The sequence below is a fragment of the Thioclava sp. 'Guangxiensis' genome (genome assembly GCF_045348365.1).
GTDB lineage: Bacteria > Pseudomonadota > Alphaproteobacteria > Rhodobacterales > Rhodobacteraceae > Thioclava > Thioclava kandeliae.
Genome location: NZ_CP155824.1, coordinates 278,961 through 292,918 on the forward strand (window position 1 = coordinate 278,961; position 13,958 = coordinate 292,918).

The 13,958-nt window shown below is 61.4% G+C and carries 16 protein-coding genes; 10 read left to right on the forward strand and 6 right to left on the reverse strand.

The window, feature by feature from the left end:
* Nucleotides 1-202: 202 nt before the first annotated feature.
* The 10 genes from ABEB22_RS18610 (at nucleotide 203) to ABEB22_RS18655 (ending at nucleotide 7,709) form a co-directional block, all read left to right on the forward strand.
* Entirely contained in the window at nucleotides 203-1,474 is a 1,272-nt protein-coding gene (locus ABEB22_RS18610) for a Rieske 2Fe-2S domain-containing protein (RefSeq protein ID WP_339115369.1), read from the forward strand.
* Nucleotides 1,471-1,986: an aromatic-ring-hydroxylating dioxygenase subunit beta gene (locus ABEB22_RS18615; RefSeq protein WP_349295282.1), complete on the forward strand. Its 516-nt coding sequence runs from the start codon at nucleotides 1,471-1,473 to the stop codon at nucleotides 1,984-1,986. The genes ABEB22_RS18610 and ABEB22_RS18615 overlap by 4 nt, the downstream gene beginning before the upstream one ends.
* A gap of 15 nt (nucleotides 1,987-2,001) precedes the next feature.
* Nucleotides 2,002-2,664 carry an RraA family protein gene (locus ABEB22_RS18620; RefSeq protein WP_339115371.1) on the forward strand — a complete coding sequence of 221 codons (663 nt, stop codon included), beginning with the start codon at nucleotides 2,002-2,004 and terminating at the stop codon, nucleotides 2,662-2,664.
* A 15-nt stretch (nucleotides 2,665-2,679) separates the two neighbouring features.
* A complete protein-coding gene (locus ABEB22_RS18625; protein WP_349295283.1) occupies nucleotides 2,680-3,084 on the forward strand; it encodes a RidA family protein in 405 nt (134 codons plus the stop codon).
* Nucleotides 3,085-3,110: 26 nt separating this feature from the next.
* Nucleotides 3,111-3,758, forward strand: a complete 648-nt coding sequence (locus ABEB22_RS18630; RefSeq protein WP_349295284.1) for a GntR family transcriptional regulator — start codon at nucleotides 3,111-3,113, stop codon at nucleotides 3,756-3,758.
* A 24-nt stretch (nucleotides 3,759-3,782) separates the two neighbouring features.
* A complete protein-coding gene (locus ABEB22_RS18635; protein WP_349295285.1) occupies nucleotides 3,783-4,103 on the forward strand; it encodes a non-heme iron oxygenase ferredoxin subunit in 321 nt (106 codons plus the stop codon).
* Nucleotides 4,104-4,201: 98 nt separating this feature from the next.
* On the forward strand, nucleotides 4,202-5,266 hold the full coding sequence (locus ABEB22_RS18640; RefSeq protein WP_339115375.1) for an ABC transporter substrate-binding protein: 1,065 nt from the start codon (nucleotides 4,202-4,204) through the stop codon (nucleotides 5,264-5,266).
* A complete protein-coding gene (locus tag ABEB22_RS18645; RefSeq protein ID WP_339115376.1) occupies nucleotides 5,263-6,075 on the forward strand; it encodes an ABC transporter ATP-binding protein in 813 nt (270 codons plus the stop codon). The genes ABEB22_RS18640 and ABEB22_RS18645 overlap by 4 nt, the downstream gene beginning before the upstream one ends.
* Nucleotides 6,075-6,890, forward strand: coding sequence for an ABC transporter permease (locus tag ABEB22_RS18650; RefSeq protein ID WP_339115377.1), 816 nt, complete (start codon nucleotides 6,075-6,077; stop codon nucleotides 6,888-6,890). Before ABEB22_RS18645 ends, ABEB22_RS18650 begins: the two co-directional genes overlap by 1 nt.
* A gap of 24 nt (nucleotides 6,891-6,914) precedes the next feature.
* Complete coding sequence (locus tag ABEB22_RS18655; protein WP_339115378.1) at nucleotides 6,915-7,709, forward strand: aldolase/citrate lyase family protein; 795 nt, start codon at nucleotides 6,915-6,917, stop codon at nucleotides 7,707-7,709.
* Nucleotides 7,710-7,759: 50 nt separating this feature from the next.
* On the opposite strand, the gene ABEB22_RS18660 is transcribed toward ABEB22_RS18655, so the two are convergent.
* Genes ABEB22_RS18660 through ABEB22_RS18685 form a run of 6 tightly spaced genes read right to left on the reverse strand, consistent with a single transcriptional unit; the run spans nucleotide 7,760 to nucleotide 13,914 of the window.
* Entirely contained in the window at nucleotides 7,760-8,680 is a 921-nt protein-coding gene (locus ABEB22_RS18660) for an FAD-binding protein (protein ID WP_349295286.1), read from the reverse strand.
* A complete protein-coding gene (locus tag ABEB22_RS18665; protein WP_339115380.1) occupies nucleotides 8,680-9,438 on the reverse strand; it encodes an electron transfer flavoprotein subunit beta/FixA family protein in 759 nt (252 codons plus the stop codon). Before ABEB22_RS18665 ends, ABEB22_RS18660 begins: the two co-directional genes overlap by 1 nt.
* 10 nt (nucleotides 9,439-9,448) lie before the next feature.
* Complete coding sequence (locus ABEB22_RS18670) at nucleotides 9,449-9,793, reverse strand: tRNA-binding protein (protein WP_339115381.1); 345 nt, start codon at nucleotides 9,791-9,793, stop codon at nucleotides 9,449-9,451.
* On the reverse strand, nucleotides 9,790-10,992 hold the full coding sequence (locus ABEB22_RS18675; RefSeq protein ID WP_339115382.1) for an MFS transporter: 1,203 nt from the start codon (nucleotides 10,990-10,992) through the stop codon (nucleotides 9,790-9,792). The genes ABEB22_RS18670 and ABEB22_RS18675 overlap by 4 nt, the downstream gene beginning before the upstream one ends.
* Nucleotides 10,989-12,488, reverse strand: a complete 1,500-nt coding sequence (locus ABEB22_RS18680; RefSeq protein ID WP_349295287.1) for an argininosuccinate lyase — start codon at nucleotides 12,486-12,488, stop codon at nucleotides 10,989-10,991. The genes ABEB22_RS18675 and ABEB22_RS18680 overlap by 4 nt, the downstream gene beginning before the upstream one ends.
* 1 nt (nucleotide 12,489) lies before the next feature.
* Nucleotides 12,490-13,914, reverse strand: a complete 1,425-nt coding sequence (locus tag ABEB22_RS18685; RefSeq protein ID WP_349295288.1) for an aldehyde dehydrogenase family protein — start codon at nucleotides 13,912-13,914, stop codon at nucleotides 12,490-12,492.
* Between the last annotated feature and the right edge of the window lie 44 nt (nucleotides 13,915-13,958).

The window sequence follows — 13,958 nt, forward strand, 5'->3', positions numbered from 1 at the left end:
CTCTCCTTTTTCGATTCTGAATACATAATGCGGGTAATTTCCGCCTTTTGAATGCATAAAATGTAAGCACACCCAAGAAATTTGGGGTTACGCTTAAATAAACACCATTGACTCAGATTTACTTTGTCCTTTTGAATACAAAAGAGGCCCGAATACGAAAGCCAACTGGCATAGCTGCCGTAACCCCAAAGGATTCAGACCGATGAAGGATTTTGCCGGAGTGCAAGTGAACTGGCCGCGCAACGACTACTCGCGCGTGCCTTACTCGATTTATCACGACCCCGAGATCTATGCGCTCGAGCAGGAAAAGATCTTCCGTGGCCGCTGCTGGAATGTGCTCTGCCTCGAAGCCGAAATTCCCAATCCGGGTGATTTCCGCGTCTGCCATGTGGGAGATACGCCGGTCGTTGTGAACCGTGACGATGACGGGGAGCTTTATGCCTTCGTGAACCGCTGTGCCCACCGTGGCGCCGAGATTGTGCGCGAGCCCTGGGGCACCGCGAAAGAGCATACCTGCATCTATCACGCATGGCTCTATAACCGTAAGGGCGACCTGAAGGGCGTGCCCTTCCGCCGTGGCGCGAATGGCAAGGGCGGCATGCCCGAATGTTTTGATATGAAGAACCACAATCTGGTGAAAGTGCGGGTGACGTCGTTCAACGGGGTGATCTTCGGAACGTTCCACCATGATATGGAGCCGATCGAGGACTATCTCGGCCCGCTGTTCACCAAACATGTGGGCGAGATGTTCAACCGTCCGATCAAGATCCTCGGCTATCAGCGCCAGCGGATCGCGGCGAACTGGAAGCTCTATCCCGAGAATATCAAGGACGCCTATCACGGCTCGCTCCTGCATGAGTTCAACCGCACCTTCGGCCTGTCGCGCCTGACGCAGGTCGCGGGCGGCTATATGGACGAGAAGCACCGCCATTCGATCCTGTTCCAATACAAGGGCTCGGATAGCGATGAAGAGGCGCTCAAAGCCTATATCGAGAACGGCGTGAAGAAGGGCGAGATCGCGGGTCTCAACGATTACTCGATGGTCAATATCATCGACGAGAACCCCTTCGGCATGTCGACCCGCGTGATGAATGTCTTCCCCAACTGCTTCTTCCACCAGATCGGCAACACGCTGGCCATGCGCAAGATCCGCACGCTGGGTGTGGACGGGTTCGAACTGACATGGGTGCTCTATACCTATGCCGATGACAGCGAGGAGATGGTCCAGCACCGGTTGAACCAGGCCAATATGGTGGGTCCGGCGGGGCTGATCTCCATGGAAGACGGCGAGGCGCTCGAGATGGTGCACCGCACCACCAAATCGGCGGCTGAGGACGAGATGGCGGTGATCGAGATGGGCGGTATCGGCTCCATCGGCGACCGCGACACCCGTGTGAACGAAGTCACCATCCGTGGCTTCTGGGCCTATTACGCGCAGCTCATGGGCTTTGCGCCGGAAGGAGCAGAACAATGAAAGACATGAAAGACGTGGTGGTTGCGCGTTCCAACCCCACCATTCCCGCAGAGATCCGCCAGCAGGCCTCCGAGCTGATCCTCGACAGTGTGCTGCATCTGGACCGGATGGAACTGGAGGCATGGATCGACTGTTTCGACCAGAGCTCGTGCTATCATGTGATCCCGCGCGAGAATATCGACTGCGGCTACCCGTCGGCGATCATCCGTTGCGATAGCCTCGATATCATCAAGGACCGGCTGATGGTTCTGGATGTGTCCTCCAAATACAACCCGCATTGGGACCGCCATTTCCTGAACGGCACACAGTTCCAGAGCTACGAGAACGGTATCCTGATTGCGCATACCAATTTCATGATCGTGCAATCCACGCTCGAGGGCTTCTCCAAGCTCTTCGTGGCCGGCCATTACGAAGACAAGATCGTCTTCACCGCCGATGGCGCGAAGTTGCGCGAACGGATCGTGGTGCTCGATACCTTCTCGGTGCCGAACCTGATCGCCGTGCCGCTTTAAGCGAAAGGAAAGACAATGGCTTACAACATATATAAATCCCAGTTCCGCCAGCTTAGCCCCGAACGGCTTGAAGCATGGAGCAAGGTCAACACCGCCTCGGCCTCCGATATGATGAACCGTGGTCAGGCGATGGGCCATGACATCAAGCCTCTCGACCGTTCCATGCGGATCTGCGGGCAGGCACGCACCGTGCGCGCGATCCATGCCGATAACTCGATCATCCATTACGCCAATTCCTATGCCCGCCCGGGCGAGGTGGTGGTGGCCGAAGCCGGCGGCAATTGCGAGGTCGCGATGTTTGGCGGCGTTACCGCGCTCGAAGGGATCAAGCGGGGCCTGGGTGGTCTGGTGATCGACGGCGCCGTGCGTGACATCAAGGAAGCGATCGATCTCGGCTATCCGATCTTCTGCAAGGGCGTCACGCCCAAGGGCCCGCACAAGGCCTTTGGCGGCGAGATGGATATTCCGATCGCCTGTGGCGGTCTGGCCGTCAAACCGGGCGATCTGATCCTGGGCGATATGGACGGGATCACCGTTGTGCCGCTCGAATGGGAGGAAGAGATCTTCGCCAAGGTGCAGGAATTCCGCAAGACCGAGGATTACTGGCTGACCATCTTCGAGGGACCGAAGTCGCTTTACGAAGTGCTGAATATCCCCGAGCCGACCTTTATCGACTAACTCAAGGACATAGTTATGAAAATCGATTATATCGATCCGCCGGGCTCGGTTCCGGCGCAGGGCCTCTATACCTCGGTGGGCCATGTCGCGGGCGACCAGTACCGCTTTGTTGCGGGCCAGCTTTCGGTGAATGCCGCAGGCGATATCGTGGGGACCGGTGATTTCGACGCCCAGTTCGATCAGGTCTTCGGCAATCTCAAAGGGGTGATCGAGGGTCTGGGTGGCACCATGGCGTCGGTTGTGAAGTTCACCACCTTCACCACCTCGCGCGACTATATCCAGCCTTTCATGGACAAGCGCGCGGCCCACTTCCCCGAATGGTATCCGTCGGGGATCTTCCCGCCGAACACCCTGCTGATCGTGCAGGGCCTCGTGAAGCCCGAGTTCATCCTCGAAGTCGAAGCGGTCGTTGCGATCTGACGCGGGTAAGGGGGCAGGAGGAAGCCATGAGTGTCACACCTGTCGCCGTAACGCTTTACACCGATATCCGGCAGAAGATCCTGTCGGGTATCTGGGCGCCCGGGGTGGTGCTGCGCCAGGAGGATCTGGCGCGCCGATATGCCACCAGCCGTGTGCCGCTGCGCGAGGCGTTCTCGCGGCTCGAGGCCGAAGGGTTCCTCGTGCTGCGCCCGCGGCGCGGATTTGCCGTAGTGTCCCTGCGCGAGGACGAGATCCGCGAGATCTTCGATCTTCGTATGGTGCTCGAAAGCCATGCGGGCCAGATCGCCACCAAGGCGCAGAAACCCGGCGATATGCTGGTGCTCGAGGACCTTCTGGACCGGATGGAGGCAACCGATACGGCCCATGCGACCGGTCTGGCCGAATGGTGCCTGCTTAACCGCCGCTTCCATGACTACATCCTCGATTGCTGCAACCGCCCGAGGCTGCGGCGTCTTCTGTTGCAACTGCGCGATCAGGTGGAACCCTATATGCGCATCGAACTGTCGGTCACCGGTGACGTGACCGAGGCCAGCCGCGACCACCGCGAGATCCTGTCGGCCATGCGCTCCGGCGATAGCGAGCTTGCGGGCGAGCTATGCGCCATCCATTGCAGCCGCACCGCGCGGCGCCTTGTTGCCAACCTGAAACCCTAGCCCCCACCTAGCCAAGGAAATCCCATGACCCAGAATGTGCAAGACATGGTCCGCGTGCTCGATAGTGACGCGCTCGGCGAAGGCCAGATGACCTCTGTCAATGTAGGCGAGGAAGAGATCGCCCTCTACCGCGTCGAGGGCGTGATCTATGCCACCTCCAATATCTGCAGCCATGCCTATGCGATCATGACAGAGGGCTATCTCGACGGGGATTGCATCGAATGCCCGCTGCATCAGGCGCTGTTCTCCATCAAGACCGGCGAGCCGATCGACGCGCCGACCGACAAGGCGCTGCCGATCTTTGCGACCGCCGAACATGACGGCGGCATCTATGTCCGCGTCTGAGGCTCCCGCAGCCTGACCCGTCTTCTCGCGCATCAGCCGCCGGCAAGAGCAGCGATGCGGTTCTCCAGCCATAGCAACCACAACAGGGAAGCAAGATTATGAACCATAGTTTCACGAGAACCCTTCAGGCCGGTGCCCTTCTGGTGGCCAGCCTCGCCGCCAGCATGGGCCAGGCCGCAGAGCTTGATGATGTCTCCATCGCTCTGCCCAGCTCGACCGTCCTGCCCTATCACGGATTCGTTTTTCTGGGCGTTCCCGCGGGGTTTTATGAAAAACTTGGTCTCGATGCCGATGTGATGACCATTCAGGGCTCGGCCGCGGCGCTGCAGCTTGTCGCGTCGGGCGATGCCGATATGGGCTATATGGGTCTTTCGGCGCTCATCAATGCCAAGCTCAAGCAGCCCGACCTCCCGGTCGAGGCCGTGTTCTTGCAAGATATCGCGCCGGTCTATTCCGTGGCCATCCCCAAAGGCACCGGCATTTCGGGTCCCGAGGGGCTGAAAGGCAAGCGTATCGGCGTGCTCAGCATGTCGTCGGGCGCGGTCACCTGGGTGAAGGCCTATATGTCCAAGCTGGGCGTCGCGCCGGATCAATACGAGATCGTGGCCATCGGCTCGGGGGCACAGGCCTATTCGCTGCTGAAATCGGGCGACGTGGATGCGATCAGCTTCTCGCGCGGGCTGTCGGCTGCGCTGGAGATCCTTGGCGCGTCCTTCGATTACTACGCTCCGCCCGAGCCGTCGGGGGTGATTGTGGCCAATACCAAATTCCTCAAGGAGCATCCCGATGTTGCGGCCCGCACGCTTGAAGGGGTGGTGCTGAACCAGACCTTCATGGAGATCAACCCCGAGAAAGCCACCCGCTATTTCTGGGATTTCACCAGCAAGCCTGCCGGTATCTCCGAAGAGGAAGCGCTCAAACAGGGCGAGATCTATATCAACCGCACTGCCGAGATCTGGAAGGACTACAAGGACAGCTCCACCAAATGGGGCGAGATGTCCGACAGCACATGGACTGGCCTGATGGAATTTGCCTCTGTCGCCGAGCAGTTCTCCGATAAGGCCAAACTGGATGCTTTCGTCAAATCGCTCTATACCGACGAGCTGATCGATCAGGTCAACACGGTCGATCTGTCCATTGCGACCAAGGCGGCTGCGCAATGACCCCGCTGGATAGCGCCATGGCCTCCGAAACGCGCGCGGATACGACAATCCGCCTTGACGATATCACCCTTGCCTACGGGCAGGGGGACGCCAAGGTGGTCGCCATCGAGGAGTTTTCCTGCGAGATCAAACAGGGCGAATTTGTTACCATCGTCGGCCCTTCCGGCTGCGGCAAATCCAGCCTTTTGCGGGTGTTGATGGGGCTGCAACGCCCCACCAAGGGCCGTGTCAGTCATGGGGCGACCCAGATCACCCATCCCACGCGCGAGTTCGGCATGGTGTTTCAGGCGCCCGTTCTGCTGCCATGGCGCAATATCCGCGAGAATGTCGCCATGCCCGCCCGTGTCGCGCGCGAGAATATGGTGCAGGCCCGCAAGCGTGCCGACGAATTGCTGGCGATGGTCGGGCTTGAAGGCTTTGGCGACCGCCATCCGTGGGAACTTTCGGGCGGGATGCAGCAGCGTGCGGGCATTGCGCGGTCGCTTTTGCATGACCCCGATGTGTTGCTTATGGACGAGCCCTTTGCGGCGCTTGATGCGCTGACCCGCGAGAAGATGATGTTCGAGCTGCAGAAGATCTGGATGAAGCAGCAGAAAACCGTGGTCTTCGTGACGCATGGCATCTCGGAGGCGGTTTTCCTCTCGTCCAAGATCATCGTGATGACGGGCCGTCCGGGCCGGGTGCTGAAAGTTATCGAGAACCCGCTGCCGCGCCCGCGCCAGCTGTCCCATATGGCCAGCGACACCTTTGCCGAGATCTCGGTCGAATTGCGCCGCCTGCTTGGCGCCTCCGATATGGGAGATAACTGATGCCTGCCGAAACAACTGCTGCCCCCGCGCAATTCCGCACGGTCCGCCCTGTTCTTCTGCGCGGGGTCTACGAGCGCGCGCAATACCTGATCCCGGCGGCGCTTATCATCGTGGTCTGGTGGCTTTGTGTGGATATTTTCGATGTGCCGGGCTATGTGCTCCCCCATCCCATGGCTGTCGTCCACTCGCTGATCAATGGCCTCGCCAGCGGTGCCTATGTAGAGGCGGCGGCGGCCACCACCAGCTCGATCGTGGCAGGCTTTGTTGCGGGCACCCTGATCGGCATGTCGATTGCCGTGGTCATGGTGCTTTGGCCCGCGCTCGACCGGCTGGTCTTCCCCTATATCGTGGCGCTGCAATCCATGCCCAAGATCGCCATCGCACCGCTGATGATCGTGTGGTTTGGCTTCGGATTTGGCGCCAAGATCGCCATCGTCGCGATGGTCGCGGCCTTCCCTGTGCTGGTGAATATGCTCGCGGGTCTGCATGCGACCGAACATGACCGTATAGAGCTGATGCGGGCACTTGCGGCCTCGCGTCTGCAGATCCTCACACAGGTGCTGATCCCCTCGGCATTGCCTTACCTCTTTGCGGGGCTGTCGGCGGCGCTGGTGCTGTCGGTCACGGGCGCCATCGTGGGCGAGTTTGTGGGCGCGCGCAAAGGCATCGGCGTGTTGATCCTGCAGGCCAACTTCTCGCTGGATCTCGCCTCGGTCTTCGCTCTCCTGCTGCTCTTGGGCGCAATCTCGGCGGTGTTGAACCTCTGCCTGCGCCTGATCGGAAAACGCGTCGTCTTCTGGACCAAACGCAAATAATGTCTCGCTGAAAGATTGATTGAAATGCCCTTACCAGACTTTAGTAATCCGCTCCGCCCCAAACTGAAGGGCGATGCGCCCTGCAAGGGGCTCTGGGTCACCATGGAATCCGCAACCGTCACCGAACTGGCCGCTGAACTCGGCCTTGATTGGGTGACGCTCGATATGGAGCATGGCTGCCTCGACTATAAGGACGTGGCCCAGCATCTGCGGGCGGCGCGCGGCAGTGATCTGGCGGTGCTGGTACGCGTGCCGGCGATTACCGTGGATACGATCAAACGCGCGCTCGACCTGGGCGCGGACGGCGTGCTTTTGCCATTGGTGCGCACGGCGGAGGATCTGGAGCTGGGCATGCAGTTCGGGCGTTATCCGCCGCGCGGACAACGCGGCATCGGTGGCGAACGTTCGCTGCGTTGGGGTCTGAAGCTGCAGGAATATCTGGCGATGGCAAATGAGGAATGCATGGTCATTCCCTTGATCGAATTGGGCGATGCGGTTGATAATATTGACAGCATCCTCGAGGTCGAGGGACTGGAGACGATCTTTCTAGGCCCTGCCGATCTGTCCTCCTCGCGCGGCTTTCTGGGCGAATGGGAAGGGCCGGGTGTTGCCGAAGAGATCCTGACGGTGCTCGAGAAGGCGGGCCGGAAAGGGATCGCATCGGGGATCATGGCGATGGATAATGCGGATCTCGTGACGCGGCTGGAGCAGGGCTTCCGGATGGTGGGGCTCGGCTCCGATGTCGGTATGATGTCGCGCCAGCTGCGGCCCATGCTCTCCGAACTGGGCGGGCGCAGTTTCGAAAAGCGCTGGTTCTGAAGCACTGACCAGCGCAGTAAAAAGGGGGCCTTTCGGCCCCCTTTCTTGTCTCAGACCTTGGAGGTCAATTCTGGCACGGCGGCGAAGAGATCTGCCACGAGGCCGTAATCGGCGATCTGGAAGATCGGGGCTTCCTCATCCTTGTTGATCGCGACGATCACCTTGGAATCCTTCATGCCGGCAAGGTGCTGGATCGCGCCCGAGATGCCGCAGGCGATGTAGAGATCGGGGGCCACGACCTTGCCGGTCTGGCCCACCTGCCAGTCGTTGGGGGCAAAGCCCGAGTCGACGGCCGCGCGCGAGGCGCCAACAGCCGCCCCCAGCTTGTCCGCCAGCGTCGAGATGATGGCGAAGTCCTCTTCCGAACCCACGCCACGGCCACCGGAGACGACGATCTTGGCGCTTGTCAGCTCGGGGCGGTCCGAGGCCGCCACGCGGTCCTCGACCCAAGACGACAGGCCCTTGTCGCCAGCGGCTTGACCTGCCTCGACCGGCGCCGCGCCACCGGCTGCGACTGCGTCAAACGAGGCCGTGCGCACGGTCAGCACCTTGGTCGCGTCTTTCGATTTCACCGTCTGGATGGCATTGCCGGCATAGACGGGGCGCTCGAAGGTGTCGGCATCAACCACCGCCGTCACATCCGAGATCACCATCACATCCAGAAGTGCGGCCACACGCGGCAGCACGTTCTTGGCCGAGGCGGTCGAGGGCGCCACGATATGGCTGAACCCGCCCGCCATGCTGACGACCAGATCAGCCAGCGGCTCGGCCAGACCATGGGCATAGGCCGCATCATCGACATTGAGCACTTTCGCCACGCCCGACAGGCCCGCCACAGGGGCCGCGTCCACGCCGGAACCCGCCACGAGAACAGTCACTTCGCCCAGAGCCGCAGAGGCCGTCAGCGCTTTGGCGGTCGCGTCGAGCGCGACCTCTTTACCCGCGATTTCCGCGATCAGAAGAACAGCCATCACAGAGCTCCCGCTTCTTTGAGTTTCGCCACCAGCTCGTCAACCGACCCGACCTTGACGCCCGCCGCACGGCCCGCAGGCTCGGCGGTCTTCACGATCTCCAGACGCGGGGCAACATCGACGCCGTAATCGGCGGCAGTCTTTGCCTCGAGCGGTTTTTTCTTGGCTTTCATGATGTTGGGCAGCGAGGCATAGCGCGGCTCGTTCAGGCGCAGATCGGCGGTGATGATCGCCGGCAGCTTGACCTTGATGGTCTGCAACCCGCCATCGACCTCGCGCGTGACCTGTGCTTCGTCACCGGTGATCTCCACCGACGACGCAAAGGTCGCCTGAGACCAGCCCAGCAGGGCCGAAAGCATCTGGCCCGTCGCGTTCATGTCGTTATCGATGGCCTGCTTGCCGGCGATCACCAGACCCGGAGCCTCTTCGGCCACCACCTTGGCAAGGATCTTGGCCACGGCCAGCGGCTCGATATCGGTATGCACGTCATCGGCGGCTTCCACGAGGATCGCGCGATCGGCCCCCATCGCCAGCGCCGTGCGCAGCGTGTCCTGCGCCTGCTTCACGCCCACGGAGACCACCACGATCTCCGAGACCGCGCCCTTCTCCTTCAGACGGATCGCCTCTTCCACGGCAATCTCGTCGAACGGGTTCATCGACATTTTCACATTCGCAAGATCGACACCGCTCCCATCCGCCTTCACGCGGACTTTCACGTTATAATCAATCACGCGCTTGACGGGTACGAGGACCTTCATTCGCTTCTCCTCAGTAGATCGCGCCGCCGATCGTGGCGTCGCTTTCGGGGGTCAGGATAACGGTTTCACCGGCGGCATTGGCAGCGCCCATGATCAGCACCTCGGACTGGAAACCGGCGATGTTGCGGGGCGCGAAATTCACGATGCAGACGACCGATTTTCCCAGAAGCTCCTCTTCGGAATAGCGGGTGATCTGGGCCGAGGACCATTTGACGCCGATTTCCTCGCCAAAATCCACCGCGACCTTATAAGAAGGGTTACGCGCACGCGGGAAAGGTTTGACTTCGGTGATGCGACCGATGCGCAGGTCGAGAGCCTCGAAATTGCTGTAATCGGCAACGGGTTTGGCGGTCATGAGAGGATCCTTTTGTTCGAGGGGGCAGAATTACGGCTTAGAAGGCCGATGACAAGAGCCAGAGTCAGGACTTCGAGAAGCAGCAGGTAGAAGAAATTTGTCATTCCGTGCTGGATGAGTGGGGCGATGATCGCCGGGGCCAGAAACTGGCCGATATTGATGCCGGTGGTGACGAAGCCGTAGGTCCGCCCCTGCAGGTGCACGGGGGTGGCACGCGCCACCAGCAGATCGCGCGCAGGCAGGATCACCCCCATGGCAAAGCCCAGAAGCAGCATGCCCGCGCCATAGCCGATCACGCCACCCGTGCCAGACCAAGCGATACACCAGCCTACCATCCCCAGAAAGATACCCATGGCGAAGGTAAGGATCTCGCTACCGCCGCGTTGGAGCCATTGGCCCCCCGCCAGAATGCCAGCGGTGCCGATCAGCAGATAGAGGGACAGGATCGTGTTCAGCTCGTGCATTCCATAGCCAAAATGCTGTATTCCCGCGAGGACCGAGTAGCCCTGCACCCCGCCGGACACGATAGAGAAGAGCGCAAAGACCAGCAGTTGCATCACGGTGCGGCTGTTCATGACGTCATGCAGCCTGTGTCTGGAACGGTAACTTCCGCGCGCCTCCGCTGCATCGGGGTCCAGCATGGCCAGGGCGATCAATCCTGGGATCGCGACAAGCGCGGCAAAAAGGAAGGCTGCACGCCATCCGAAGGCAAAGCCCAAGGGGGCAAGGAGCGCAGGGGCCAGTGCAAAGCCCAGATTGCCGCTGAAACTATGGATCGAAAAGCCGAAGGCGCGCCTCTCCTTGGCGACGCAGCGGTTCAACAGACGGAAATCGGCAGGGTGGTAGATGGCATTGGCCAGCCCCGCCAGCCAATAGGCCAGCCCGAAGGTCCAGATATCGGGTGCAAGTGCGGCACCGAGCATGCCGAGAGCCGAAAGCGCCAGCCCCAGCCTCAGGCAGCGCAGCCCGCCAAAACGATCGACCAGAATGCCGGCCAGATATTGCGTGGCCGCGGTAATCAGGTTGAACCCTGCCAGCACGATGGCCAACTGGCCCAGTGTGACATCCAGCCCCTTGCCCAGAAGCGGGAAAAGCGGCGGTAAGGCCAGCATATAGAGATGGCTGAGCCCGTGGACATAGCCCACGGACCAGATGGCTTTCTTCGAGCCCTTGACGGGCGCGGCCGTAGAAGAGGTCATACGAAGCGCTGTCCCTTCACGGCAGTGTCGACCGTTGCCAGAAGGTTTTCCTGTGCTTTGGCCAAGGTCGTCTCGAGCGCCTGCAGAGCCTGTCGTTCATGGGCGAGCGCGCTGGTGGCCTGCGAGATCGCGTGATCCATTGCCTCGGGGCCGGGCCCGCCGAATGTATCGCGGCGGCTGACAAAGGCGCGCGCATCGAGCGCGCGGGTGAAGACGGCCTCGTCGAGAGTGATCTTCAGCGCGCCGGAACGGCTTGCATAGGCGTTGAAATCATCGGCGGACATCTCGTAGGGCGGTTGGCCCTTGGCGATGCAGTCCCGCACAAATCCCGCAACCAGACCATGCGCCCTGCGCCAGTCGATACGGTTCTGCCGCACGAGTGCACCGGCCAGATCGGTGACGCTGGCCCAGTAGAGATTGGCATGGCTTTCAGCGCGCGCTGATTTGACCTCCATATCGTGCAACAGGTCCGGCAGGATCGCGAGCCTTTCGCCCAAGGCACGGGCCAGCTGACGCAGGGAGCGGTCGGAATTGCGTCGCTCGATGATCGGGAAGCCGGTCGGGCCGCGTTCGGTGCCCATGACCATGGTCAGCGTGGCCTGCGCCTGTGTCGAGAGATGGCGCAGATCCTGCAACCCGTCGGGGTTGCGCTTTTGCGGCATCATCGAGGAGATCCCGATGAACCAGTCGGGCAGGGTGATCAGGTCATATTCGGTGGTGTTCCACAGGAACAGATCCTCGGCCATGCGCGAGAGCGTGTAGCACAGCATGTTCAGCGTGGAGGCAAACTCCATCTCCAGATCATGGCTAAGCGCGGCATCAAGCGTGTTGGTCAGCACCGAGTCAAAACCCAGAAGCTGTGCGATGCGGCTACGGTCTATGGGAAATTCTGTCCCCGACATGATCCCGGCACCGGCGGGACTGTGATTGGCGCGGGCGATGGTCTCGCCCAAGCGGGCACAATCGCGGGCCAGTGCGTCATTATACATCATCGCCCAAAGCGCGAATGTGATGGGCTGGGCATGCTGGCCATGGGTGTTGCCCGGCAGGACGTGATCCACATGGCGGCTGGCAAATTCCACCAGCGCGGCGCGCAGCTCCACGAGCCCCTTGCGCAGTTCCAGCAGGGTGTGGCGGGCATACATACGGAAGGAAATCGCCGACAGATCCCCCGAGGAGCGCGCGAGCCCGATGGCCCCGCCAATGGCCGCGCCCTTATGTTCGGTCAGCCATGCCTCGCCTGCATGGTTGCCGCCGCCCGCCTTGCGACGGCACTCGGCCATGCCGAGGCGGTCCATCTCGCGCAGGCCCGCCAGCACGCCAAGCGCTGTCTCGGCAGGCAGGATACCCCGCTCGCCCAGCATCAGCACATGCGCCATATCGTAGGAGTGGATATAGCCCGCGGTATCCTCGACAAAGCCTTCCTTGTAGCTCTCCATATATGCGGGGCGCAATGTGCGCGCGGGCGGGTCCGGCCGTAGATTGTCGCGCATCATCTTACTCCGTTCTATGGCCGATCAGGGCGCTATATTCCAGAAATTCTTCGAGCCCGTAGCGGCCCTGCTCGCGCCCGTTGCCCGATTGCTTGAAGCCCCCAAAGGGCGCGGTGCGATCGAGTGCGGGATAGTTCAGCAGCACCCGACCCGCCCGCAAACGGCGACCGATGGCCCGCACGCGGGCCAGATCCTTGCCCTGCACATAGGCGGCCAGACCATAGGCGGTGTCATTGGCGATGCGGATCGCCTCGTCATCGTCTCCGTAGCCGATCAGCACCAGAACCGGACCGAAGATTTCCTGCTGCGCCAGCGTCATTTCGGGGGTGATATGGGAAAACACGGTGGGGCGGACATAGGCCCCGCAATTGAGCCCCTCGGGCAGGCCCGGACCGCCCGCGACAAGACGGCCGCCCTCGGAGAGGCCCGTCTCGATGAAGGACTGGATGCGTGCCCATTGCGCGGCACTTGCCACGGGACCCAGATCGGTTCCCTCGGCGCGCGGCGGGCCCACGGTCAGCGAATTGGCGGTGCGAGCGGCGATCCCGGCGGCTTGATCCATCAGCGCATGCGGCACCAGCATCCGTGTCGGCGCCGAACAGGCCTGCCCCGAATTCATGAAGCACGCGCGCACACCTTTGGTTACGGCGTCTTCCAGATCCACATCATCAAGAAGGATATTGGCCGATTTACCGCCAAGCTCGAGGCCCACGCGTTTGACGGTAGGCGCGGCGCTCTGGCTGACGGCCACGCCCGCGCGGGTCGAACCGGTGAAGGAGATCATGTCGATCTCGGGATGCGAGGACAGGGCCGTCCCTACCTCCGGCCCGTCGCCATGGATCAGGTTGAAGAGCCCCGCCGGCACGCCCGCGGCCTCCATGATCTCGGCGATGATCGTGGCATTTCCCGGCGCGATCTCCGAAGGTTTGAGGATCGTGGCACAGCCTGCAGCCAGCGCGGGGGCGACCTTGATGATGATCTGGTTGATCGGCACATTCCACGGCGTGATCAGTGCCGCAATCCCGATCGGCACGCGGGTGACGAGCGTATCGCCCTGCATCCATTCGAACGCAAATGTCTCGAGCTCTTTGCACAGGATGCGGATATGGGCGGGGCCTGCCGCAGCATGGCCCTTGCGCGCATACCAGAGCGGCACGCCGATCTCGTCGGTGATTACCTGCGCGAGATCCTCCTCGCGTTTCTCCATCTCCTCCGCGATGCGGTAGAGGAGCGCAATACGCTCTGACAGGGACAGAGGCGGGCGGGCGAGGGCAGCTTTGGCCGCATCCACCGCACGATCCACATCGGCCGCCGATCCTGCGGCGACCTTGCCGCACACCGTTTCATCCGCGGGATTCAGAATGTCGATATAGCGCGGGAACTCCGGGCTAACCCATTGTCCGTCGATATAGAATTTTGTCTGATCCATGGCGTGTCCTGTCGTGTCGATTGGCCAGGAGAGTATGGCCCTGG